Annotated in this window: 25 protein-coding genes; 16 read left to right on the top strand and 9 right to left on the bottom strand. The window is 42.9% G+C overall.

Annotated elements, in window-relative coordinates:
• Nucleotides 1-24: 24 nt before the first annotated feature.
• A complete protein-coding gene (locus AC1MCB_RS15570) occupies nucleotides 25-789 on the bottom strand; it encodes an SRPBCC family protein (RefSeq protein WP_479965632.1) in 765 nt (254 codons plus the stop codon).
• Between the two features lie 96 nt (nucleotides 790-885).
• Between AC1MCB_RS15570 and AC1MCB_RS15565 the strand changes: the two genes are divergently transcribed.
• The 5 genes from AC1MCB_RS15565 (at nucleotide 886) to hutH (ending at nucleotide 5,425) form a co-directional block, all read left to right on the top strand.
• Nucleotides 886-1,758 (top strand): phosphodiester glycosidase family protein, encoded by an 873-nt coding sequence (locus tag AC1MCB_RS15565; protein WP_479965631.1) that lies wholly within the window; start codon nucleotides 886-888, stop codon nucleotides 1,756-1,758.
• An 80-nt stretch (nucleotides 1,759-1,838) separates the two neighbouring features.
• The gene (locus AC1MCB_RS15560) at nucleotides 1,839-2,273 is read left to right on the top strand and encodes a QcrA and Rieske domain-containing protein (protein ID WP_479965630.1); all 435 of its coding nucleotides are present in this window, start codon (nucleotides 1,839-1,841) and stop codon (nucleotides 2,271-2,273) included.
• An 88-nt stretch (nucleotides 2,274-2,361) separates the two neighbouring features.
• Nucleotides 2,362-3,327 (top strand): DUF5777 family beta-barrel protein, encoded by a 966-nt coding sequence (locus AC1MCB_RS15555; protein ID WP_479965629.1) that lies wholly within the window; start codon nucleotides 2,362-2,364, stop codon nucleotides 3,325-3,327.
• Nucleotides 3,324-3,884: a YceI family protein gene (locus AC1MCB_RS15550; RefSeq protein ID WP_479965628.1), complete on the top strand. Its 561-nt coding sequence runs from the start codon at nucleotides 3,324-3,326 to the stop codon at nucleotides 3,882-3,884. Before AC1MCB_RS15555 ends, AC1MCB_RS15550 begins: the two co-directional genes overlap by 4 nt.
• Before the next feature lie 53 nt (nucleotides 3,885-3,937).
• Nucleotides 3,938-5,425: a histidine ammonia-lyase gene (gene hutH, locus AC1MCB_RS15545; protein WP_479965627.1), complete on the top strand. Its 1,488-nt coding sequence runs from the start codon at nucleotides 3,938-3,940 to the stop codon at nucleotides 5,423-5,425.
• A gap of 463 nt (nucleotides 5,426-5,888) precedes the next feature.
• Here the strand turns inward: hutH and AC1MCB_RS15540 are convergent, their stop codons facing one another.
• Complete coding sequence (locus AC1MCB_RS15540) at nucleotides 5,889-6,947, bottom strand: oxygenase MpaB family protein (RefSeq protein ID WP_479965626.1); 1,059 nt, start codon at nucleotides 6,945-6,947, stop codon at nucleotides 5,889-5,891.
• Nucleotides 6,948-7,179: 232 nt separating this feature from the next.
• Nucleotides 7,180-9,492, bottom strand: coding sequence for a TonB-dependent receptor (locus AC1MCB_RS15535; protein WP_479965625.1), 2,313 nt, complete (start codon nucleotides 9,490-9,492; stop codon nucleotides 7,180-7,182).
• A gap of 494 nt (nucleotides 9,493-9,986) precedes the next feature.
• Here AC1MCB_RS15535 and hutU point away from each other — a divergent pair, with 494 nt between their 5' ends.
• Together hutU and AC1MCB_RS15525 are read left to right on the top strand one after the other, a co-directional pair.
• Nucleotides 9,987-11,663: a urocanate hydratase gene (gene hutU, locus AC1MCB_RS15530; protein ID WP_479965624.1), complete on the top strand. Its 1,677-nt coding sequence runs from the start codon at nucleotides 9,987-9,989 to the stop codon at nucleotides 11,661-11,663.
• Nucleotides 11,664-11,905: 242 nt separating this feature from the next.
• The gene (locus tag AC1MCB_RS15525) at nucleotides 11,906-13,366 is read left to right on the top strand and encodes an ArnT family glycosyltransferase (protein WP_479965623.1); all 1,461 of its coding nucleotides are present in this window, start codon (nucleotides 11,906-11,908) and stop codon (nucleotides 13,364-13,366) included.
• A gap of 9 nt (nucleotides 13,367-13,375) precedes the next feature.
• Here AC1MCB_RS15525 and AC1MCB_RS15520 read toward each other — a convergent pair whose 3' ends face one another.
• From AC1MCB_RS15520 to AC1MCB_RS15500, 5 genes are all read right to left on the bottom strand, one after another.
• Nucleotides 13,376-14,848, bottom strand: coding sequence for a T9SS type B sorting domain-containing protein (locus tag AC1MCB_RS15520; RefSeq protein ID WP_479965622.1), 1,473 nt, complete (start codon nucleotides 14,846-14,848; stop codon nucleotides 13,376-13,378).
• A gap of 98 nt (nucleotides 14,849-14,946) precedes the next feature.
• Nucleotides 14,947-15,426, bottom strand: a complete 480-nt coding sequence (locus AC1MCB_RS15515; RefSeq protein WP_479965621.1) for a nuclear transport factor 2 family protein — start codon at nucleotides 15,424-15,426, stop codon at nucleotides 14,947-14,949.
• 77 nt (nucleotides 15,427-15,503) lie between these two features.
• Entirely contained in the window at nucleotides 15,504-16,205 is a 702-nt protein-coding gene (locus AC1MCB_RS15510) for a hypothetical protein (protein WP_479965620.1), read from the bottom strand.
• 1 nt (nucleotide 16,206) lies between these two features.
• Nucleotides 16,207-16,566, bottom strand: coding sequence for an MmcQ/YjbR family DNA-binding protein (locus tag AC1MCB_RS15505; protein ID WP_479965619.1), 360 nt, complete (start codon nucleotides 16,564-16,566; stop codon nucleotides 16,207-16,209).
• A gap of 27 nt (nucleotides 16,567-16,593) precedes the next feature.
• Nucleotides 16,594-16,974 (bottom strand): PH domain-containing protein, encoded by a 381-nt coding sequence (locus AC1MCB_RS15500; protein ID WP_479965618.1) that lies wholly within the window; start codon nucleotides 16,972-16,974, stop codon nucleotides 16,594-16,596.
• A gap of 99 nt (nucleotides 16,975-17,073) precedes the next feature.
• Between AC1MCB_RS15500 and AC1MCB_RS15495 the strand changes: the two genes are divergently transcribed.
• Entirely contained in the window at nucleotides 17,074-17,820 is a 747-nt protein-coding gene (locus AC1MCB_RS15495; protein ID WP_479965617.1) for a class I SAM-dependent methyltransferase, read from the top strand.
• Nucleotides 17,821-18,198 (top strand): hypothetical protein, encoded by a 378-nt coding sequence (locus AC1MCB_RS15490; protein ID WP_479965616.1) that lies wholly within the window; start codon nucleotides 17,821-17,823, stop codon nucleotides 18,196-18,198.
• A 254-nt stretch (nucleotides 18,199-18,452) separates the two neighbouring features.
• On the opposite strand, the gene AC1MCB_RS15485 is transcribed toward AC1MCB_RS15490, so the two are convergent.
• Nucleotides 18,453-19,475: a Gfo/Idh/MocA family protein gene (locus AC1MCB_RS15485; RefSeq protein ID WP_479965615.1), complete on the bottom strand. Its 1,023-nt coding sequence runs from the start codon at nucleotides 19,473-19,475 to the stop codon at nucleotides 18,453-18,455.
• Between the two features lie 69 nt (nucleotides 19,476-19,544).
• Between AC1MCB_RS15485 and AC1MCB_RS15480 the strand changes: the two genes are divergently transcribed.
• The 7 genes from AC1MCB_RS15480 to AC1MCB_RS15450 all read left to right on the top strand — a co-directional run bounded on the left by AC1MCB_RS15480 (nucleotide 19,545) and on the right by AC1MCB_RS15450 (nucleotide 24,516).
• Complete coding sequence (locus AC1MCB_RS15480; RefSeq protein WP_479965614.1) at nucleotides 19,545-20,441, top strand: hypothetical protein; 897 nt, start codon at nucleotides 19,545-19,547, stop codon at nucleotides 20,439-20,441.
• 9 nt (nucleotides 20,442-20,450) lie between these two features.
• The gene (locus tag AC1MCB_RS15475) at nucleotides 20,451-20,588 is read left to right on the top strand and encodes a hypothetical protein (RefSeq protein WP_479965613.1); all 138 of its coding nucleotides are present in this window, start codon (nucleotides 20,451-20,453) and stop codon (nucleotides 20,586-20,588) included.
• 56 nt (nucleotides 20,589-20,644) lie between these two features.
• Nucleotides 20,645-20,890 carry a GNAT family N-acetyltransferase gene (locus tag AC1MCB_RS15470; RefSeq protein WP_479965612.1) on the top strand — a complete coding sequence of 82 codons (246 nt, stop codon included), beginning with the start codon at nucleotides 20,645-20,647 and terminating at the stop codon, nucleotides 20,888-20,890.
• Between the two features lie 95 nt (nucleotides 20,891-20,985).
• Nucleotides 20,986-21,324: a hypothetical protein gene (locus tag AC1MCB_RS15465; protein WP_479965611.1), complete on the top strand. Its 339-nt coding sequence runs from the start codon at nucleotides 20,986-20,988 to the stop codon at nucleotides 21,322-21,324.
• A gap of 86 nt (nucleotides 21,325-21,410) precedes the next feature.
• Nucleotides 21,411-22,115, top strand: coding sequence for a peptidylprolyl isomerase (locus AC1MCB_RS15460; protein ID WP_479965610.1), 705 nt, complete (start codon nucleotides 21,411-21,413; stop codon nucleotides 22,113-22,115).
• Between the two features lie 124 nt (nucleotides 22,116-22,239).
• The gene (locus tag AC1MCB_RS15455; RefSeq protein WP_479965609.1) at nucleotides 22,240-23,694 is read left to right on the top strand and encodes a serine hydrolase; all 1,455 of its coding nucleotides are present in this window, start codon (nucleotides 22,240-22,242) and stop codon (nucleotides 23,692-23,694) included.
• Between the two features lie 54 nt (nucleotides 23,695-23,748).
• Nucleotides 23,749-24,516: an exodeoxyribonuclease III gene (locus AC1MCB_RS15450; protein WP_479965608.1), complete on the top strand. Its 768-nt coding sequence runs from the start codon at nucleotides 23,749-23,751 to the stop codon at nucleotides 24,514-24,516.
• Nucleotides 24,517-24,617: the final 101 nt, after the last annotated feature.

Here is a 24,617-nt window from a genome sequence, read left to right as displayed (position 1 = left end):
GGTTTTTTTATTAGTGCTCTTTACTCATATTTCCGTTTGACCGAAGTTTTGTGACTCTGCAAGATAATTGGAATTAGAGCCGCCCCGGTGCTCTATGTATTGTTTAAAGTTATTGATGTCGTTGCGTACAAGTCTTTCAAAAACCGGACTTAATAATCCGGCAATTTTTGACTTAAGGTAGCCACCTGTGGGTGGCAAATAACTAATGATCACCTGGATTACGGTTCCTTTACCGTCATCAGAGTCCATAAACTCAACTTTGCCGGCATTATCAATATCCGAACCGCCAACTGATTTCCATCCAATTACCTTGCCCGGATCTTCGTTTACTATCTCAGCTTCCCAGCTAACACCGCCCATATTTCCCGCAAGGTTAGCTTCCCATCGTGAGCGTCTGTCGGAGATATTTTTAACGCTCTTAAGGTGCGTCATAAACAAAGGTAAATTTTCCAGGTTTCGCCAGAAATCGTAAACTTCCTGTCTTGGCTTCTCAACATAAACTGAAGTCCGGATATTAATATTTGAGGTCCGACTGCCTGAGGTTATGTTAGAGATGTATGAATAAAGCGGGCAGTTACCGGTCACTCCCCGGTAAACCAAATAGCCGCCTGCCGCAGACATGAAGATATTTCGAAGCGGATGAGAAGTAATATTTTTAAATGTTCCGGAAAGCAGTCTTGCACCGGCAGCAATGGAAGCGAGACGCTCCGACCATGATACATTTACAGGTAACTCGCGGAACGTAGTATTATAGCGTTCCAGATCCCTGCTCATAATTGTAGTTGCCATATCGTTTTGTCTAGGTGTATAACTCTTCAACCATTAACAATCTTCTTAGTTTAAACTTTTTCGAATTACCGGTGCCTCTTTACTATCTTAAGGCCCATGAAACACCTCCTGTTTTTTTGTCAACTACTGCTAATCACGTCAGCTGCAACTGCCCAAACGGACTCATTAGCGGTTGTTAGCACAGATTGGAACACGCAGAAAATAGCACGCGGAGTTAAATTGAAGCAGTTCTGTTTTAACAACTCTTTGTTTAGTTCAAACCAAAACATAACTATATTGGAGGTAAAGCAACGGGGACGGCGATATTTTGATCTTGCCTACGAACCCAAAGTCTTACGTAAAACCAGCGATTTTGGAGAAGCCGCTAATGCTCTGGCTGCTCTTAACGGCACTTTTTTCGATATTGAAAATGGAGGATCAGTAGATTTTATAGAGTCCGACGACAAGGTTATTAACCACAACAAGCTTGGTGAGAACGAAATACGAGGACTTCATCAGCAATCTGCTATTTTGTTTAAAAAAGGGGAAGTGTCTTTGAGTAAATGGAATGGAGAGCCCGAATGGGAGCAAACTCTTGATGCGGAAGATATCATGGTAACAGGGCCATTGCTGATTTTCGATAGTAAAACAGAGAAGCTTGATACAGCAAATGCCTTCAATAAAACGCGGCATCCCCGTACGGCTGTTGCTATTACTAAGAATAATCGCGTCCTTTTAATAACAGTTGATGGTCGTCAGGAAAATTCGGCAGGCATGAGCCTTTTTGAACTTACTAAATTCGTAGACTGGCTCGGTGCAAGCCAGGCAATAAACCTGGATGGGGGCGGCTCGACCACCCTATGGGTAAATAATAATACTGGAGGAGCGGTAGTTAACTATCCTTCGGATAATAAGAAATGGGATCATGAGGGTGAGCGAAAAGTGGCTAATGTGATTTTATTATTTAAGAAGTCGAAAAACAAGAAGTGATTTAATTAATATTTAATTATTCGCCCGGTAAACCTTCTTTCGGTACTAGCCGTAATTGCTTGAAATTAAACTTAAACTTTATGGAACGCAAAGAATTTATCTCTATCCTGGGGTTGGGTGCAGGCTCTATTATTGTCTCTTCTTGTTTAGGGGCCTGCGGTAAAAGCGATGGCCCAACACCTGCTCCCACACCGGGGACAGGCGGCAAAGTTGACTTTACGGTAGATGTTTCAAGCAATGCGGATCTCAATTCTAAAGGTTGGACCATTCAGAACCAGATAATCATCGCCAAGAATGGATCGGCATATATTGCCTTATCGGGGACCTGCACCCATCAGCAAAATTCGATGACTTATGATCCTGTCAATAACACCTTTCCATGTTCTCAGAAAGATCCACCACACGGGTCTGTTTTTAATGCCCAGGGAGTGAAAATTACCGGACCCGCTACAGCAAGTCTGAAAAAGTACAACACCACTCTTAATGGCAATACTTTGCGCGTCTTTGAATCATAGAGTTTGTCTGTAGTCGCAACCAGTTTTTAATGGTTCCTCAAACAATCATGCCGCTATGTAAGTGGCGACAATTAAATCCCTTTTTTAGATGACAGCACCAGCTTCTATAGTTAACTGCAGAAAAGAAAAAAGTAACTTGTTATCTTTCCTGCAGTTTTACCCTCTGCCCATTTCTGGATGGCAATTAATTTTGTTGGTTCTTCTTTTTACTTGTCCGCTGAGGTTACTGGCTCAGGATGACCTCCTGAAAAGGGCTACTGACAGCAATGAAGTAACGGTTAGTAATCCAACATTTAAAGCGACCCGAATTATCAACGGACATTCTGTGGAAACCGTCGGCAAGAACAATCTGGACTTCATCATTTCTCACCGCTTTGAACGGGTAAACCAGGGGTTCGATGAATTCTTCGGACTTGATGCGGCAACCAACCGGCTTGGCCTTGAGTATGGGGTTAATGATTATCTGATGGTTGGCATCGGACGAAGTTCTTTTGAAAAAAACTATGACTTTTTCACAAAAGTCCGACTCTTAAGGCAGAGCATGGGTGCCAGAAATGTACCGCTTTCATTAAGTGCCTTTGCCGGATATGCTTTAAAAACCAATAAGACGGCTCCTCAGCTTTCCGCATCTGACCGGAGTAGTTATACGGCACAGCTACTTATCGCCCGTAAATTCAGTGATGCTCTTTCTCTACAATTATCACCAACGATTATTTATCAGAACAGGCCAGACTTTGCCAATGACTTAAAAACGGTATTTGCTACCGGCATTGGTGGGAGGGTTAGGGTCACAAAACGAACTTCTATAAACGGGGAGTATAATTATGTTTTTCCTGATCAGATTGACGATAGTTACACGAATAATCTATCTTTTAGCTACGATATTGAAACCGGAGGTCATATTTTTCAGTTACTGTTTACAAATTCGTTCGGCATGGCAGAACGTCAATTTATTACCCAGACAAATGGCAGCTGGGGCGATGGAGACATACATTTCGGATTTAATATATCACGAACTTTTAGCTTTGCTAAAAAGAATAGGGCAGAACAATGAAACGGAAACTATGGATTGTGATAGGGGTTGTTATGCTAGGCGCTTCATTGCATGCTGCTGCGCAAAGCCAAATATACGCCACCAGCGAGGGAAGCATCACTTTCTTTTCCAGTGCTCCGCTTGAAGATATCGAGGCTAAGAATGATAAGGTGATTTCATTGATCAATACCAGCAATAATGAAATTGCTGTAAGGGTTCCCATCAAACAATTTCTGTTCAGAAATAGCTTAATGCAAGGACATTTTAATGAGAATTATTTGGAGAGCGAAAAGTATCCCCATGCCACATTTAAAGGCAAGATCAATGAAGCTATCGATTTCGGAAAGCCAGGGACCTACGATGTTTCTTCCACAGGCGTGCTTAATATACATGGTGTTAATCAAAAACGAATATTGAAGGGCAAACTGACAATCAGCAACCCCGGGATGACCCTCACCAGCCAGTTTGATGTTTTGCTTGCAGATCATAAAATTAAGATCCCCAGAATTGTGTTTAACAAGATAGCCGAAAAGGTAGCGGTAACTACTAGCTTCAACTATTCGCCACAGGCAAAATAAAAAACTTTATATCCCTGCTTTTTTTCATTTTTGGAAGATCAATAATTTCATAAATGAATATATATTCTGTCGGGTCAGAACACTTGTCACTTTCATTATTAAAGAAGATTACTGATGAACGTATCCAAATCGCACTGAGTGAAAAAGCGGTGACTGCCATTAAAAACTGCCGCAGTTATTTGGACACTAAATTAGAAGCGAGTTCAAACCCTGTTTATGGAATCAATACAGGGTTTGGCTACCTGCAGAACGTGGTAGTACCCAATGGAAAATTAACCTTGCTCCAGCATAACCTTCTCTTATCCCATGCCTGTGGTACGGGTGAAAAAGTCCCCCCAGAAATTGTTAAACTAATGTTATTGCTTAAAGTGCAGTCGCTGGCATACGGGAATTCCGGGGTGACTTTGCAGACTGTTGAGCGATTGATCTATATGTACAATCACGATGTACTTCCGGTGATTTATACCCAAGGTTCATTAGGGGCATCCGGTGATTTGGCGCCTTTAGCACACCTGGCCCTTCCCCTAATAGGTGAAGGAGAAGTATGGATAAACGGAAGGCAGATCACGGCCGCGGAGTGGTACACTAGTACCGAGCTCCTGCCGCTCTCCCTGAAGTCGAAAGAGGGCCTTGCTTTAATCAACGGTACACAGTTTATGGCTGCATACGGTATACATATCCTGTTAAAAGCTCAGAAGCTTTCTGATTGGGCTGACACCATCGGTGCTCTGTCTGCCGATGTTTTCGACTGCCGTATTGATCCCTTCAAACCATTAAGTCATAGAATAAGGCCGCACGCCGGACAAATTAAAACGGCAGAGAATTTGTTTTCGTTACTAACCGATAGTGAGCTTATGCGGAATGAAGGTAAGCAAGTACAGGATCCTTATTCTTTCAGATGTATGCCGCAAGTACACGGAGCAAGTAAGGATACTATCGAATATGCGTCCTCAATTTTTCATACTGAGATAAATTCGGTGACAGATAACCCGAATATTTTTCCAGATGAAGATGAGATCATTTCGGCAGGAAACTTTCATGGTCAGCCATTGGCACTAGCGTTTGACTTTTTATGTATTGCTTTGGCGGAATTAGGTTCGATATCTGAAAGACGAACTTTCCAGTTAATTTCCGGACAACGCGGACTTCCAAATTTCCTGGTCAAAGATGCCGGCTTAAATTCCGGTTTAATGATCCCGCAATATACCGCCGCATCTATAGCCAGTGAAAATAAACAGCTTTCTACCCCTTCTTCGGTTGATTCAATTGTTTCAAGCAACGGCCAGGAAGATCATGTGAGCATGGGAGCAAATGGTGCAACCAAGTGTCTGCGTGTTGTTAATAACCTCGAGCGCATTTTAGCTATAGAGTTACTTACTGCATCACAGGGTCTTGAATTCCGCAGACCTGCAAGAACATCCACCGTATTGGAGGACGTTGTTAGCGGGTTTAGGGAGAAAGTTCCTTTCCAGGATGACGACCATTTTCTTGCTGCTGATATACAAGGTGCCGTTACCTTTTTGCAGACCTGCAGCAATTAGTCCGAAGTTCAATTTTCCTATTTTATAGACAACAGCCGCTTCCTTTTCAGTATCGTCAGATGATTTATTTATTGTTCGAAAGCTTTTCGGATGGCAGAGCTGTCGTTAAATTCTCCCGAGCGAGCACGAAGCCGATCTATCCAAATCTCGCTTAAAACTCAGAACAAAACTTCCCCAAATTTTCGAAAACTGGAAAATCGTTCCTTCAAAACAGCGATGACTCTTCGACCGGACCGGTTCAAGGTTAACCCTGTACTCACTATGTGATTATAGGGTGCTTACTATATTTTGATCGAAGGATGATATAGTAAGCACATAGTAAGCACATAGTAAGCATATGGTAAGCATATGGTAAGCATATAGTTAATGCCAGACGAAATTGCAGCCAGCTACCTCTATTGTGTAAAGTAAATTTTCGGGTAACTTTGAGCAAGAACGTTGAATAAGCAACTTATGAGTTTTGTTAAGCTCGGGGTTTTGCTTTTTTGAATGTTGCATAAGCCCTTAGGTAACTGCGATTCGTATCGCCCACCGGTTTAAAGCTTTTTACCAGATTCACCGTTTTGATGATGCTCAGTTTGTAGCCGGGTAATTCCGGAGCCTTGATCGAAAGCATATCTGCTATTCCGATCCCGAGTAAATAACGCATTAAACCCAGGATATCATTGGCCGTTGCTTTACTTTGGTTAATAGCCAGTATATGATCGGTCAGGGACTGTGTGAGTTCTTTGCCATGGGTGGACGGGCGGAACTGACGCTGTTTGATAGCGACATCCAACTCCTGTGCCCTTTTAGCGTTTTCGGGTATCAGGTCTTCGTTCAAGCCACTCAGATAACCAATTACGGCCCATAAATGCATAAAAGCTGTCTGATCTGAGTGACTTACATGAAAACCAAGCCTGCGGAGACCGCGTATAACGATCAGCGAGAAAGATAAATTCGTACCCGCCATATCTTCCTGATTAATGGGTAGACCCCAGGCATCATCCCATTTACTGCTTTGAAGCGTGTAGTAACGAACAGCCGAATGCATCAGACGCACTTTTAAAATTTCTGTGTAAGCGTGTCCCGTTGGGCCGAAAGCATCCGGGGCCATCACCTCCCAAACAAATACTGCGGTATCATATAAGCGTTTTGTAGTTTTTTCTTTAATCAGCCCGGATAGATACAATACCATAGCGCCATTAGCGGCGGTATAGCAATATGGTAAGGATAAAAGCCCAAGCAGGCTCATGATTATTTCAGCGTGTTTGGCAAAGAAGGCAGAGCCGGCCTTCATTAATTTGGGGTCGGCCCATGAAGGTAGCGTGCTAGCTTTGCTGATGAACGCGACATCGGGGTATTGAGTTTTCAACAGGTTTAACACATCTCCCTCAAACGTGTCGCTGAGGCCTTGCTGTAACTGCAGTTTTTTAACCGGGTCTGAAAATACATCCTGTATAAATTTATCAACTAAAGGATCTCCGGATAACCTCTTCGCATTTAAAAGCTCATCATTATATAATTTGTGATTAGTCATCATTCACCCATTTATTGATGTGATCTAATAAATTAAATGCATAAGTATTGCCTTATCAAATTTAAATATGATGCCAGTTATTACCTGAATCAATTGACCATTTTAGCAGGTAAGAACGATGAGTTTTTATTGTTTCGATTTGGTTGAAACTACTTACGCGATGGAAACAATACGCACCGGTGAATTTATAAAACCAGTCCAACAAATATTGTATTCATTCCCAACCCTCATTATCTTACTTCAGCACAAAGGGCATATAAATTCCCACGGAAACATTACGACCCTGGTTGTAGTAGCCTTCCGTTGGGTTCGATTCGTCGAGTCTGCCGGGCTTAAAACGGCTTAGGTGATCGTAGTAGGCCTTGTTAAATAGATTATTAGCGGATACATTTACCCTTAAAGGCTGTTTATTTAGCATCAGGGTGGTGCCTAATGAAGCATTCACCAGTGTATATCCTTTTGTGGGAGTTTCGAATTGATCAATTCGGGTTTGTTTAAAAACGTTATTCAGCGCGATTGAAAAATAGGTTTTACGTGCGGATCCTGGAATGTTCGGCTCCAGACGAAGTTCATTGTGAAGTACAGCTGCCGGAATGAAAGGTAAGGCAGTATTGGTTTCTGTGTTCGTCGCATGGGTGAATGCGAAACTGTTCTCAAAGTGCAAAGCCTCTATTGGGTGGAAAGTTAGAGCAGCCTCGGCACCGTATAAATTGGCATCAGCCTGTACAAACCGAAAAACCGGCAGCGTTTCAGACTCTGCCTGAATAGTTTCATTGTTTATCTGCCGGCTGTAGATGTAATTAGCGATGTGGTTATTATATAGGCTGAAGCTTGCCTGTAACTTATCGCTGTTATATTCCAGGGCAACGTCAGCGTATAGACTTCTCTCCGGCTTTAAACCGGTATTCCCTATTTCATACTTAAAGGTTCCCTCATGCACGCCGTTTGAACTAAGTTCGGCAATATTGGGGGAACGGAAAGCGCTGCCGATATTGGATTTGAAACTCAGGCGGTCATCAAATTCATGTGTAAATCCGCCAGCTCCTGAAAGATTGGAAAAATTATTATTAAAACCCTTGAATTTTAAATCACCCACTTCTTCCATTTGAACGCCTTTGATGTTACGGTAGTCAAAGCGAAGTCCGAGGTTGAAGGTTGTGTTAATCCAGGTTTTCTTCGCATAAGCGAAAACGCCTGCATCGTTTGCTTTATAGTCAGGTATCAGCAGTTCTGGAGCTTTGTTTTTATTGTCCTGGAATGATCCAGCGATTCCAATAACGGGTTCCCATCCATTCTCCGCGGCAAGATAATATTTGAAATCATACGAGTAGGTTTTCAAGTCGAAGAACAAGGAAGGGTCAGTACGGGTATCTTCCAATTCGCGTCGCTGATTATTCTGGAAGGCAAGTGTGGTATGCAAATGATTATCGCCAAAAAGCAAATTACTGTTTAGGGCTACTTTGTAATGCCTTATATCCTGAAAGGGAAGCAAAAGACTGCGGTCTTTTAAGGCATTGTCAGTAAATACGAGGCCATCCTGATCTTCAAAGTAGCCGTCTGCATTACGCGAGAAATCAGGTAAACCAATGTTGTTTCTGAAGCTGGAAACATTAAGATGGGCAAATCCCCATTTCTTATTCAATCCAACCTGGCTGCTCAGACTTGTCTCATTATATCCGGTGTTAGCTATTCTGCCACCGGGCGTGTTATAGCTGAACGCACTCTTGTAAGAGCCGCGAGCCTGCCAGATAAATCCATTAGTGTTTCCCTGGAGCATGGCCGAACTTCCGCTTAGGCCGTTGTTGCTGGCGTAATTGCTTAAAAACTCACCTCTAATCTTCCCTTCCGGTGCGGGCAGGGACTCAAGAATATTAATTACCCCACCAAGTGCGTCAGAGCCATAAAGCAAACTGGCCGCTCCACGTAACACCTCTACACGCTCTGCATTATACTGATCTGTCTCCAGGCCATGTTCATCGCCCCATTGCTGGCCTTCTTGCTTAGCCCCATCGACTAAGGTGAGTACACGGTTAGAACTGAGACCACGGATAACCGGTTTAGAGATGCCGCCACCGGTAGTAATTTGTGATACACCCGGAACTTTGGCGATAGCATCAATTAAGTTACCGCCGGGATTATTGACAAGCTGATCTTTTGAAACTGCTGATACGGACGTGCTGTTTTTGCGGTTATCTGTGCTGAAAGCAGTTCCGGTGATAACCACCTCACGCGCTTCAATGATGCTTGGAGTGAGCTCGATCTCTAGAGAAGAACTTGAGGCAAGGTCAATATTATCGGTCACTGTTTTGTAACCCAGATACTTGACTTCAATCAAGAACTGGCCGTGATCAGGCACGTTCTTAAAGGTAAATTCGCCGTTTTCATCAGCCATAGTCCCAATACGTAAATCGGGAATTGAAATGCTAGCACCGGCTAGTGGTTCTTTGGTATTGGCGTCGATCACGCGGCCGTGTATTTGTCGTAGTTCAGCAAAGATGGAAGGACTGTAAAGAAATGCTAATGCAACTAAAATGATTTTTAATTTCATGGAAAAGTTTATGATTAAGAAGGATCGGCTTAGTAATTAAGCAATTAAAACTGATGGGAGTACTGCAATCAGTTTTGGGGAGGTCCTCTTAATGCAGCAAACAGGCATTTAATGAAGTAGGAAGTAACTTCGTTCTCGGAGAAGATACTAACTGCCGGTAAATCGGCCAATTTATCGAAAACGTTAACCTGTGTATAATGGTTATCAAAATGAATGGCGCAGACCCAGCAAAACGTTTTTTTAGATGAAATATGAACAGAATGATTGCAAGGCTTATTGGTCTTTGCATCTTTACATACAGCCTGTTCTTGCCTATGATTATGAAAGAAATCCATCGGCAAAACCGTTACTGAAAAACACAGTAGCAGAAGGACTGAAATGCCTGTTCCAATGGATTTTTTAATACCTTTCATTTTCGCTGACAGACAAAGATATTCATTTGCAGGCCATTTTAGACAATTCACTAATTTTGATTGAGTAACAATAAGAATACTATGACACTTCTCTCGTCAGCTCTTGACCTTTCTGTAAAAAATACCCCAACTGGATCAAACTTAAATTGCAAAGGTTGGATTCAGGAGGCGGCATTACGTATGCTATTGAATAATCTGGATCCGGAAGTAGCCGAACGGCCGCAGGATCTGATTGTGTACGGCGGCAGAGGCAAGGCAGCGAGGAGTCCGGAGGCGCTGGAGCTAATTATAAAAGCGTTAAAAGATCTTGAAGATGACGAAACACTATTGATACAGTCGGGAAAGGCGGTTGGCATACTGCCTACCCATAAGGACGCTCCAAGGGTATTGATCTCTAACTCTCAACTTGTACCCAAGTGGGCTACTCAGCAGCATTTTGATGAGCTGGAAGATAAGGGCCTAATGATGTATGGGCAGATGACCGCAGGATCGTGGATTTATATCGGTTCGCAGGGAATTGTCCAGGGAACTTATGAGACTTTCGGAGAACTTGCACGGCAGCATTTTAACGGGTCACTGAAAGGCACATTGTCTGTAACCGCCGGGCTGGGGGGTATGGGTGGCGCTCAGCCGCTGGCTATAACTATGAACGAGGGAGTTTGTCTGGCTGCGGAGGTGGAAGAGTGGCGTATCAGAAAACGACTCGACACCCGGTATATTGATGAAATCGAAATGGATATTGATGCCGCCATAGACCGGGCTTTAGAATACAAGCGGGATGGCAAGGCCTTATCGATTGGTGTGGTTTGTAATGCAGTTGAGTTATTGCAGCGGCTCATTGATCGGAATATAGTACCGGATACACTTACGGATCAAACTTCAGCACATGATCCTCTGATCGGATATTTTCCGGAAGGCTTAACTGTGAATCAGGCAAAGGTTCTGCGTGAGCAGGATCCTGAAGAGTACGTGAAGCGTTCTTACAAGACCATGGCTAAACACGTACAGCAAATGCTTGAACTACAGAACCGGGGTGCTGTCACTTTCGACTATGGAAACAATCTTAGAGGCAGGGCGCTGGAGGCTGGAGTAAAGAACGCGTTTGATTTTCCCGGCTTTGTTCCGGCTTATATACGGCCATTGTTTTGTGAAGGCAAAGGCCCTTTCCGATGGGCAGCTCTTAGCGGCGATCCGCAGGATATATATGAGACTGATAAATTGATCCTTGAACTATTTCCCGAAAACGAAGGCCTGCATCGCTGGATAAAGATGGCGCAGGATCGAATTGCCTTCCAGGGGCTCCCTGCTCGTATTTGCTGGTTGGGTCAGGGTGAACGCGAAATTGCGGGGTTAGCTTTTAATAAATTGGTGGCAGAAGGAAAAGTTAAAGCCCCAATTGTTATTGGCCGGGATCATTTAGATACGGGCTCGGTTGCTTCGCCTAATCGCGAAACAGAAGCCATGAAGGATGGGTCTGATGCGGTAGCAGACTGGCCGGTATTGAATGCGTTAATCAATACAGCTGGTGGTGCGAGTTGGGTATCTCTCCATCATGGCGGTGGAGTGGGCATAGGCTATTCTATCCACGCGGGGATGGTGATTGTTGCTGATGGCAGCGATGATGCAGAGCGGAGAATAAAAAGGGTTTTACACAATGATCCTGCGATGGGAGTGATCCGCCATGCAGATGCCGGGTATGATAGCGCCATGGATACCGCCAGAAAACATAAGCTGGATTTGAAGGACAGGCTGGAATAAGGTTTATGAAGGTAGCTTTCCAGGTGTGCAGATAATCTGGTTTGAAACAGACACCTGCTGCTTTAGTGCAAATGAATTTGTTACGATGTTTAGTTATTATTAAGTGATTTTGTTAATTAGACAAAACTTGTATCTTACTGAGAAATAAATCATGAATGTTGAGAAGTAAAATAGAGACCACACTTAGTAATCATAGTCTCCTCATAATAATCCTCATAGTTGCCCTTGCAATGCGAGGGCAAATGATCACCCAACCTTTTATTGATGCTTTCAGCTGGCGACAAGCCAGCACGGCTATGATGGCGGAAAACTTCTTCAAAACCAGCTGGAATATCTTTTATCCCGAAGTTAACTGGACAGGAGTGGGACCTGGATATCAAGGCCGTGAGTTCCAGACGGTGAGTTACCTTGCCGCAATAGCTTACACATTTTTCGGGCAACACGACTACATTGGCCGTATCATTCCTATTTGTTTTGGAATTTGGGGAGTTTTTGCGTTATACCAGCTTGTTCTATTGGTTTGGGATAGAAAACATGCATTAGCGGCTGCCACGATTATGGCGATTCTACCGGGAAGCGCTTTTATAGACCGATCCTTTCTGCCAGACCCTGTAATGGTTTCCCTTACAACGACCTGTATGTGGCTATTTGTGTTATATCTGCGTGAAAATAAAACACGATATCTCATTCTGGCAGGCTTTGCAGGTTGTCTGGGGATATTAACGAAGCTTCCAGGCATTATTATCGCCTTGCCGATGTTTTATGCATACATCTCAATTTACAGAGACCGAGGACACCTTAAATTCTCCTATACTAAACCAGTTTTACTGACTGCAGGACTGGTGTTAGTTACAGTTATCGCATATTATTTATGGGCGAGATATTTATCACTCCATTATCCTCCATATCATTTTGCCGGATCGGGAAACTGGATATGGAACGATTGGAAGGGGATGCTAAAGAGTTATTATTTACTAGGCACTTTAAAAAATGTATTCGAATACTGGATTCTGGGCTATCCGGCTATAGTTCTTTTTATCCTGGGATTTTTATTATCTCCACCTCCCAAAAGTGAGGTTCGATCGGAAGGTATTAAGTGGTTCTTTCATTATTTATTGCTCGGCTGCGCCTTCTATTATTTTATTGGGGCTTTTGAATTAATTCGCAATGCCTGGAACTTTCAACTTTTCTTACCAGTTATTTCAGTCTTTTGTGGAAGAATGCTTGTAGTTCTTTATTCACTAAGCAATTCGCCCAAACCCGCAAAAATGTTGCGGGTTGCTGTAGTGGTTGTCTTGATGATAGCTTATAATATTAAAATTATGCGTGAGCAGCTCTTTAACGGAAATCGCGCAAACCATAGTTATGAAATGGGCAAGGAACTAAAGAAGTTGAAACAGCCCGGCGATTTAGTGGTTACTATCGCTCAGGATATGGGTGATCCGGTAGCAATTTATTACAGCGGAGCTAAAGGGTGGGTTTTCCCGCCTGCAGACCAATGGGCACCGAAAGAGCTGCCTCCAGATGACACGATGTCTGTTACTATACTAAAAGATTTGAGATCTAAAGGTGCTGATTGGTTTGGTATTACCGGGGAACACTACTCTGAGATTCAGACGAATCATCCCAGACTGGCAAGTTACCTAAAGTCGGAAATGAACTTAGTAAAGAAGAATGAGGATTTTATAATCTTGAGATGGTAGAAGCTCAGCTTATCGGATTATGGATACAGCACCCTTTAGTATCGGCTTGCCAGCTTTTAAATCTATGATATAGTAATAAACTCCGACCGGAAGTGTCTGACCATTGAAAGTTCCGTCCCATTCCCGATCATAGCCAACGCTTTTGTAAACAGCATTGCCATAGCGGTTAAAAACTGTAATATTAGCTTCCGGGTAAGTATTTAAAGCGGCTATCCTCCAGCTATCATTAACGAGGTCACCATTGGGTGTGAAGGCATTGGGAACAACCAGCTTTTTCAGCACCCGAATGGAAACTTCGTCCTCGGCAACCATATTGCAACCATCGTCAGACATTACAGTCAATGTATAAGTGATATCTTCAGTTGGGCTGGCGGTTGGATTAAGAATATTCGGGTTATCCAGATAATAAGCTGGCGTCCAGAAGTATCTCAGATTCTGCCCTTCTGCCTTACCCTTTAATTCAATGGTCTGCCCTTCATCTATAGTGATATCCAAGCCTGCATCGGCTGTTGGATTTTTAGTAACTTCAATAGGAATCACGTTCGAAACGATCCTGCAGTTTAGTGAGTTTATGTTCGATCCTTCCGCAGCTGCTAAACGAAACTGGTATCCTTCCGTGTTGATCGTTGGAATATCTACTGTATAAGATAGCGAGGTTGCACCTTCGAGATCCTGCCAACCCTCACCGTCATTATTATTAATTTGCCATTGGTAAGATGGATTTATGTATCCGACAGGCGCCTCTCCGTTTAACACAATACTAGCAGATCCACCTTCACAAAACGGTCCACTCAAAGATGCTGGGTCACCGGCGGCCTTAAGCACAGGCCCGCACGCTCTGAAAGTAATATCATCTAACGCGAGATCGTTACCACAGCCTCCTTCCGAATTGTTGGTCATTCGTATAACAACCTCGTCGGCCGTAGAAGTAAAGTAAAAACCATATTGCTTCCACTCAGGACCTCCGGATTCAGCAATATCGCCTGTATCAAAAGTTTTCAGGACGGCGCCACCAACGGTTTCTATTGTGAAGGTAATATTCGGATCAATGCCTTCCGAACCACAGGATCCTGCCCTTAGGATATTTAACACCCAGGCAGCAAATTCATAGGTCGTTCCGGCGCAAAGACCACTTACTCTCTGTTTATAAAAATCACCTGCTGTAAACGACGCGTTGATGATCATCATATTACCATTTATATCTGCGGGGGTATGATCCTGGCTGAGAGAATGCCATGTACTACTAAAACAATCCAGATTCTCGGATCCGATGCTGTAAAAGCCATCACCAGGGCATGAATTTGAGTTATACGTGTACGACGTTACGTTGGGCGGTAGTGGGGTTGCAGCAGGTAATCCCGCTCCAAATGTGATATTCACAACCGGATCTCCTAAACTCCCGCTACAAGTTTGAGCAAGCAGGAATGTGCTATTTGACAGTACAGTAAGAAGAATATAAATAAGGGTTCTATAGTATTTCAAAACAAGGTTGACGGAATCGCAATATAGACAATATTAGCAGGTGTTGATAGCATTTCAAGCGTATGAGGATAGTAAAGGTAAAAGATAAATAAGGCCAATTACCTATTGGTACTCCTCTTTTGAATAAAATCGTTTAAGGCAGCCATTGCCGATCTTTGCACCTTGTTTTTGAAAAATGGTGTCCAGCCGAGTAACCGTGCTGAGAGCCCCAGGGCTTGTCCTGCCCATCTATGAAAGTTGAAGTGATCGGTATGTTCTACAATCTTCCCATTTTTAAATTCGAAACCTGCGGTGACATGATTTACTACAAATCTTCCAGTTGAAGAGAATTTATAACGGGCAATCCATTTGGCACTGCCTTCTGACTCATTTGCTTTAACATCCATGAATTCAATCTCCAGATTGTTACCTCTTAAACAAAGCATTTCCCACATTGCACGAACTTGTTCTGCATTAAGAGTGTGAAATACCGGGTCATTGAATCTTGCATTGTCGGCGTAGCAGTTCTGCATAGTTCTATAGTCCTTCTTTTGGAAAGCCAAATAGAATTGTTCGATTAGCAGGGCGTTTTGTTTCATCCGGTTGATCAAAAACTATGGTACAGGTATTTCCCACTCTTTCCTAAGTTTCTGAAGCTGAGTAATGGGGCTTTTCCCTAATTGGTTTTCAACAATTGTCTTATTGATACTAAATGAGCAAAAAGCACTACCGGAACTACAAAGGCAGGCAACCAGGTGAACGGGAAGTTCAATATAGCAATGTTCGGTTGCTCGAAAGCAAATTGTTGAAAACGGAATGGTGCGGAAAGGGCGGCATTGGTCACGATATTTATTAAAAGAGCTAGTGAGATGAAATTCCAGATCAGGATAGTTCTTCTGCTCAGGTTCTGTTTTTTCAGCCCATAATAAGCCACCAGCGGTGCGGTGAGCCCTGCAAGGATATCAAAGTTGCGGCCAGCAAAAGTCATTAACTCCGGAACGGCTCGATGGAGGAAGAGCCAGTACAAGACTATCTCCACAGGAATTCGCACAATGTGTAGCCATGTCAAAGACACCAGCGACAGACTATCCATAACGCGACGCCCTTTTTCAGTTAGGAATAGAAGCAGTATAAAAAGTAAGGGCGGGATGATAAGCAGTACAAACCTTGGGGGAAGCAACCGCGTGTCGGTGTTGTAAAAGTTATTCAATGTGAGAACAGACTGTATAAGCAGCCACAGGATGACAATGAAAATGATCCAGTTTCGCTTTTTCTCTGTAAGAACTGATTGCCTGATGACGTAATGGAATAAAATTAAGGTAACCAGTGTGGTAACTGCGAATACAATCGAAATGTACGATGGCAGCTGCTCTATCATTTCAAACTGTTTGCCCTTTGTTCGGTCGGTAGTTCTTCGATGTAGCGGATTTTGATGTCAATTCAGAGTACGCAGTGGACAATGCGTCCGTCAGCAGATCTTTTCTCACGTCCGACAGCTTGATTATAGTCCACCCTTGCTTGCCCCATTTATTAGGAACAGGATAGATAGCAGACTGGTCGAACGCCGAGAAAACATCCTGGTCTATTTCATTTAACTTTATACATGCCTGGTTCTTTATAACATCAAGTGTGGCGAATATCTTGTTACCAAAGCGGAAAGAGGTCTTTTCAAAATGCGGCTGTTCGGTTGTCCCGGGGAACGCAAGCGCCATTTGCCGGAAAGTCTCGGTATCTACCATCTACCTAATTTACAGATTATTTTCCCCTTATTCTAACACATGGTAGGCAAGCACTTTCTGCACATCATAAACGTTTACAGATTTGTTGAATTTTTTAGTGACACTGGCTTGTGACTCGCCGGAGATCCAGATCTTGAGTTCGGCATCGAGTTCAAAAGTCCCTGCTGTTTCTACGCTAAACCGTGAAATGCTTTTATAAGAGACAGACATATATTCGGTTTTGCGTCCTGTTAAGCCTTGCCTGTCTACCAGAATTAATCGCTTGGTCGTAAAAATGAAAGTATCCCGAATCAACTTGAAGCCCAGCTCAATTTCTTCACCTTCGATCAGAAGGTTTCCGTAGTCTTTTTTTAATTCTTCCTTCGTTACTGTACCTGCGTTACCAAGCAGTGCTGAAAATATTCCCATGTCGTCGTTATTTAAAAGCGAAATATACAAACTGATAGTCTTAATTTTGATTAACAGGTTCACCGAATATTATTAATGATCACGGATTACTGAGTTATCATGAAAGATAATTTTTCTAACCACGCTGCTGTTTATGCTGCCTTCCGGCCGGTTTATCCCGTTGAGCTGTATGATTATTTGCTGTCTTTAGTTCCGGAAAGAAACAGAGCATGGGACTGCGGATGCGGAAACGGACAGGTTGCGGGGGTATTATCTAATTATTTTAACCAGGTAGATGCTACAGATATAAGTCAGAAGCAACTCGATCATGCTGTTAAAAAGTTCAACATCAAGTACCAGCTTGCTGCCGCTGAGAAGGTAGATATTGCTCCGGCTAGCATTGACCTTGTGACAGTCGCGCAAGCTATACATTGGTTTAATTTTGACGCTTTCTATAAAGAGGTCTATCGTGTTTGTAAACCAGGTTCTGTTATTGCGGCCTGGTGTTACAGCCTCCTGACGATTAACGATGAAATAGATCACGTGATACAACATCTGTATGCTGATACGCTCGGCGATCAATACTGGGATGCGGAACGAAGATTAGTAGAGGATCACTACCAAACTATCCCTTTTCCTTTTAATGAAGTGGTTGCACCTGAATTTTTTATCCGCGTTTCCTGGACCATTGATCATCTAATAGGTTATCTAAACAGCTGGTCGGCCGTTCAGCATTATATCCGCGACAATAATGAAAACCCGGTCGATAAGATCACTGCAGAGCTTCGGGACGGCTGGGGACAAACTTGGAGTCAAGAAGTAATATTTCCTTTGTTCCTTAGGGTCGGAAAGGTCAAAACTTATTAAATGAAAGTGCCTCAAAAAATTGCTTTCGATTTTGTAGTCGAAGAGTTATATAGCCGGAATCCGCAGGTAAAAGCCATTTTCGGAGCTCACGGCGTTTACATCGGTAATAAGATCATTTGTATCCTCCGCGAAAAGGACAGCTACTCTAATGATAACGGAATCTGGATTGCTTCTCCGTCTGAAAACCATGAAAGTTTAAAAGAACTAATTCCAGTTCTTCAAAAAATTGAAATGTTTGGTGAGAACGCCGGTGACTGGCTGTTGATCCCCTCAGATAATGAAGACTTTGAAACTTATGCAAATGTGTTCTGCAGGCTGGTGCTGCAGGGGGATCTGCGAATCGGCAAAGTATCGAAAGCAAAGTTTTTGACGAAGTGAAGAATGGAGTGCAGTATCAGAAGCTTCTTAAGTTTTGTGCTACTTATCCGATACCCTGACTAATACCATGTTCGACCATCCTAAGATTAAATAGCTTTTGATCTTAGGATGGTCGAACAGGTCACGAACCAGTCTTGAATTAGACCGAATCGAAAAGTGTCTATATCAGAATGAAATAGCTTTTGGATTAGGGAAATTTTTTATAGTGCTAATTCTGCGTTGACTTTGATTTAAATCCCAGAATTGTCCAGTTTCTACTGAGCAGGCATTTCCAGTAATTCCAGTTGCATTAAAATTTCATTTTCCTTAACCGGGTAAGGCCGGTCATGCCGGATTGTTTGATAGACCGAATCAAACAGGTTCATATATTTTCCCTCCTGCGATGGAATCAGGGTGCTGATTTTTTCACCCTTGTCATCAACAACGGTCAGTTTTCCTTCCTTTCCCGCAGGTTCTTTTCCAAAGCCAACATCCCCGGGCATCATTCCGCCCAGGAGCTGATCTTCCTGCATATCGCAAAAAGATTTAATAAAGGAGCCTTTAGTTCCATGGATCACAATTCCGGGCTGCGGATCTGCTGCCAGCAAGCTAACGGTGATGAATACATTTAGATAATCAGGATATTGTAGATGCAGATGGCCATAATCATCAACCTGGCTGCCCGGGCGGTATTTTCCTAAAGTCTTATGGAAGTGTTCTGGATTTCCGAAAAGGCTGATGGCCTGGTCAATCAGGTGTGAGCCGAGGTCGTACAAGATGCCACTTCCTGGCACCGGGGTTTCTTTGAATGTTTTCGGTCCGATGGATTCACGGTAACGGTCAAATCGTAGATGCACCTCTATAAGCTGTCCCAATTTGCCGCTCTCGATAACTTGCTTGGTGGCCAGGAAATCGCTTGAAAAGCGGCGATTCTGATAGATCATCACCTTTTTACCCTGAGATCTTCCAAGTTCAAATAGTTCTCGGACCTCTTCAGCCGAGGTGGCAGCCGGCTTTTCGATTAAAACATGTTTGCCCGCTAACAATGCTTTTTTTCCGAATTCGAAGTGGGTATTATTGGGCGTATTAATTACCAGGAGTTCAATGGCCGGATCGTTAAATATCTCTTCAGCTGTATTGTAACTCCGTATTTGGGGATAATCTTTCGCGGCTAATTTGTTGTTCCTCTCCAGCACAGTCTGTAACTGGAAACCAGGGTGAGTGTGCAGAAAAGGCGCGTGAAATACTTTTCCCGACATTCCATAGGCCATCAGGCCCGTCACAATTGGATTTTGCATGTACAAATATAAATTTCTAAATATCTATTTTCGGAGTACTATCTTTATAAGTACACATAAACAAAGGCTATGCGGATACTTTTGATCTTGCTAATCATCTTTTCTTACGGTTTCAATGTTCAGTGTAAGAAATCCCCGGGAACGAAATCACAGGGTGATCTGGAACCGGGCTTAACTGCTATAAAGCCGCGAGCATTGGTTACACTGGACGAGAAAGTTGTGGAAACCTCCGGGCTTATATATTTTGACAATGCCTTCTGGACTATTAATGATAGCGGAAACGAAAATATTCTTTATAGAATTGATTCAAAATCTGGATTGGTAGTTACCGAGATCATTATTACCAACGCTAAAAATGTTGATTGGGAGGAGTTAACGCAGGACGATAGTTATATTTATATCGCTGACATTGGTGATAACTCATCAGTTAGGGATGAGAAACAGATATATCGTCTGGAAAAATCGAAAGTTTCGAAGATTGTTAACAGCGGCGATGTGCAGAGTGAAGTCATTCGCTTTACTTATCCGGAAGTAGAAGGTAAAAAGACGAACTATGACGCTGAAGCTTTAATAAGTTATAATGGCTCCTTACATCTTTTTACAAAAGACCTTTATGTAACTAATCATTTCACCATTTCACCCGAGCCGGGGAGTACTACCGCTCAGTTTATTGAAAACTATAAAACAAACGGTCAGGTTACCGGTGCAGCGATTAATTCGAATAATAACACTTTGATCATGGTTGGTTATTTAGGTTTCGGACTGCGATTGCTTTGGGAATTTAAAGCTTTCAACGCTGGTGGTCTATCGAAATCGGCCACCCGTCATTTCAGCCTCGGCGCCGTTAATGAAACAGGTCAGCTGGAGGCTGTATGTTTCAAAGGCGATGGACAGGTTTTTTTAACGAATGAAAACTACGGCGGGCTGAAACAACAGTTGTGGGATGTTCCTTATCTGGCTAATTAAATCATTAGAATGGAAGTGATTATCAGAAAGCCGGGAGAAGAGGATATTTCCGGTCTTTGGGACTTGATGCATAAATTAGCAATTTGTGAAAGTTATATCGATATTTTCAATATCACGCCGGCGGTGGTGCTTGAAAGGGTTTCCTGAAATCGCCTCCCGACTTTTATAGCTTTATTGCAGAAGCAGAGGGAGAGGTTGCGGGAATGATCGTTTATTATTTTTTGGCCTACACAGCAACAAACCGCCCTTCGAAGTACATTAAAGAGTTATATGTTGACGAAAAGTTCCGGGGTTTTAAAATAGGAGAACAACTTATGAAGGCGATCTCAGAAGAAGCAAGGAACTATGGTTGTATTTCTATCAAATGGACAGTAGCTCCATGGAACGAAGATGGGATGCGTTTTTACGAACGATTAGGAGGTAAACAAAATACTGACTGGATCAATTAAGAACTATCTGAAGAAGATTTCTTGCGATTAATTTAATCTGACAATGCGGTTACAGATTCCGGTATTTTGGATTGTCCTTTTTCTAACTTTGCCGAATGACCCCAGCGGAAATCAACATAAAGTTTAGAGCATTGCAGGAGCGGATCGCTACTGATTTTGATAATGAAAAACCGGATTTAAAGGTACTTTTATTCTTAATTGGTGTGCAGGAACTTGGACAAGGACCCCGGAAATTCAGCAAGAGGCAAAAGGAGGAGTTAATGCATATTGCCAATTGCCGGTTATTCAGCGAGCTTGGTTTCTACGAACTTGAAGGCCTTGATCAGGATGGGTGGCCGCACTGGAAATTGGTGAAGCCGATCCCGGCCTATACACTGCTCGAGCAGGAAATGGTTCTAAAGTCTCTGATGGTTACTTATTTTGAAAATCTGTAATCGAATCCCTGTTGCTTTTAATCATATAAATCTTGTATTTTCGATGTTAGTCAATCTCGAACTACCAATTATTATCTGAATAATCCATGAAACACATTCTTAGTTTTTTGTTACTTTTTGTATCCATCGCTTCGTTTGCCGCTAAGCCTAAACACGACTATGTAAGGGTAAAAAGCGTTAAGGGAGAATGTATCATCATGTTATATAACCAGACCCCGAAGCACCATGACAACTTTTTGAAGCTGGCAAAAGAGGGATTTTATAATGGGACCTTGTTTCACCGGGTCATCAAAGAGTTTATGATTCAGGGGGGTGATCCCGATTCTAAAACAGCTAAGGCCGGCCAGGCTTTAGGAGAAGGCGATTTAGGTTATCGTGTTGACGCAGAATTTCGTGATAGTCTGTTTCACAAAAAAGGTGTATTGGCTGCTGCGCGTGATAATAATCCGGAGAAAGCATCCAGCGCAAGCCAGTTTTACATTGTACATGGCAAGATATGGACTGATGATGCACTTAATCAGCTTCAACAAACCAGGATGCAGGGCCGTCAGATCCCTGCTTCACAAAGGGAAGTTTATAAAACTATCGGTGGAACGCCCCATCTGGACCAAAATTATACGGTGTTTGGAGAAGTAGTAAAAGGCATAGAAATGATCGATGCGATCGCTGCGGTTAAGACGGCGCCAGGGGATCGTCCCGAAGAAGATGTAAAAATGGAAGTCAGCATTTTGAAGAAGCGTGAAGCTCGCAAGCTTGAGAAAGCACTCGGTCTTAGAGGCAATGTTCTTTAAGTTTTTATCACATTAGTCTTGATTCCATTCCTGTAACAAGCGATAGCGTGTTGTATCTAATCACCATTCATTAGATCAGCGAACAATGACTATCACTACCATAAATGGTTGCCTAACCACGAAAATGTTTTTTAAGAGATCAATCCTTTTAATCGCCGGTGTTTTTTTATGCTGCTACGGATATGCTCAGGACGACGGCATTGACACATTTCTCAAGGGTAAGATGCAGAGTGGTAATATTCCCGGTGCTCAATTAGCTGTAGTAAGAAATGGGGTAATTGTGAAGCTCGCAAATTACGGATTGGCGAATGTGCAGGATTCAATACCGGTGAAGACAAATACGGTGTTCACACTGAACTCTATAACAAAGGCGTTTGTTGGCGTTGCTATCATGCAGCTGGTGGAGGCAGACAAATTAAACCTGTCAATACCAATTTCAACTTATCTAAATGATTTGCCGGCCGCATGGCGAAGTGTGACTACCCGGCAATTGTTATCTCATACTTCCGGTTTACCTGATATTGTTGATGAAGAAACGAACTTGATATCTCCGGAAGGGGAAGAGGCATCATGGAAGAAAGTTCTGAATCTGCCAATGGATTTTAAGCCGGGGGAAATGTTCAGATACAATCAAACAAATTACTTGTTACTGGGCCGTATTATTGACAAGCTCAGCGGAATGCCGTTCGCCGAATTTATTACTAAGGAGCAGTTGAAAGTTGTGGGCATGCCTAATACGATTAAGGCAGGTTTTGGCGGTTCCGGCGATGTTATCACACGATCGGCAGGTGCCTATCGCAGTAAAAAAGGAAAGTTAATAAATATGTACTTTTCACTTCCGCCTTCTTTGCAAACTGCTGCGGGAATGCACGGGACTGCAAAGGAAGTTGCCGACTGGGTTATTGCTTTGCAAAAGAAAGAGCTTCTGAAAAAGGGAGTCAGCCTTACCGCGCTGTGGACTTCTGCGGTTTTGAATAACGGAAAAACCGTTGGATTTAGCAGGCTGTTAAATGGTTATGCGGCAGGCTGGCCAATCGCCCGTAGGGCTGAACATCCTGCTGCTGCAGCTGTTGGTGGCAATAGGTCGGCAATTTTCGTATACCCTGAGGATAATCTTTCGATCATATTATTAACAAATCTGGCGGGAGCCTTTCCTGATTCTTTTATGGATGAACTGGCGGGATTTTATATTCCGGATATGAAGGAATCGAATGGTTTCGGGCTTTCCCCAGCTGTAAAATTGCTCAGAACAAAGCTGGAGAAGTTGGGATATAAGAGCGCGATTCAGCAGACAAAAAGCCTCGCAAAATCAAGTAAGGGTTTTGGGTTGACAGAAGGCGAAGTAAATGACTGGGGCTATGTACTTCTGAAGCAAAACAGACCGACTGATGCCTTAGAAATCTTTAAACTGAATGTTTCTCTTTATCCGAACAGTGGAAATGCTTACGACAGCTTAGGAGAGATTTACGCTGAAATTGGTGACAAAGCGCAGGCTGTTAAAAACTATGAACAAGCTTTCAAATTGAATCCCAAAAACGAAAATGCGATTGCCGCATTGAAAGTGTTAAAATCAAAATAATCTGTTAGAGGACGAATTAAGAGGTAAGTCTCGACCAATGTTTTTATACCTTCTATGAAAATCATTACTTATAATGTTAACGGCATCCGGGCAGCAATAAATAAAAATTGGTTAGCCTGGTTGCAAGCCACCGACGCCGATGTGGTTTGTTTGCAAGAAATAAAATGTACACCTGACCAGTTTGCTGATATTGTACTGCTTGAAAAGATGGGATATCAGCACTATTGGAATCCCGCTGAAAAAAAGGGGTACAGCGGTACAGCTCTTTTTACAAAGCACACCCCAAAGCATATAGAGTATGGCTGCGGGATTGAAGATTACGACCGGGAAGGCCGGGTGATCCGTGCTGATTTTGATGAATGCTCGGTGATGAGTACTTATTTTCCTTCCGGCTCAAGCGGTGATGTACGGCAATTATTCAAATATAAGTTTTTGGATGACTTCCAAATGTATGTTGATCGGCTAAAGCTTGACTACCCGAGATTAGTAATCTCAGGAGATTATAATATTTGTCACCAGTCTATTGATATCCATAATCCTAAATCTAATGCTAACTCATCCGGTTTTTTGCCAGCTGAACGGGAATGGATGGAAAACTTCATTGGTACCGGCTTTATCGATTCTTTCCGCCACTTTAACCAGGAACCGCACAACTATACGTGGTGGAGTTACAGGTCGGGTGCCCGGAACAGGAACCTGGGCTGGCGCATCGATTACAATATGGTTACTGAGGACTTACGTGAAAACATTAAGCGGTCGGCTATTCTGCCAGAAGCAAGGCACTCTGATCATTGTCCCGTTCTGCTGGAGCTAGCTTTCTAAGCTGCGATTCAGCTATCAGCTATATGGTATTTGCAGTCAACTGGCAGTTTTCTGAGTGTAAGATGACTGCTAGCATCAATGCAACTGAATGATCATCTAAT

This window comes from Daejeonella sp. AP26, assembly GCF_056680515.1.
Note: the sequence above shows the minus strand (reverse complement) of the source record. Positions and strands in the feature narration are given on the sequence as shown.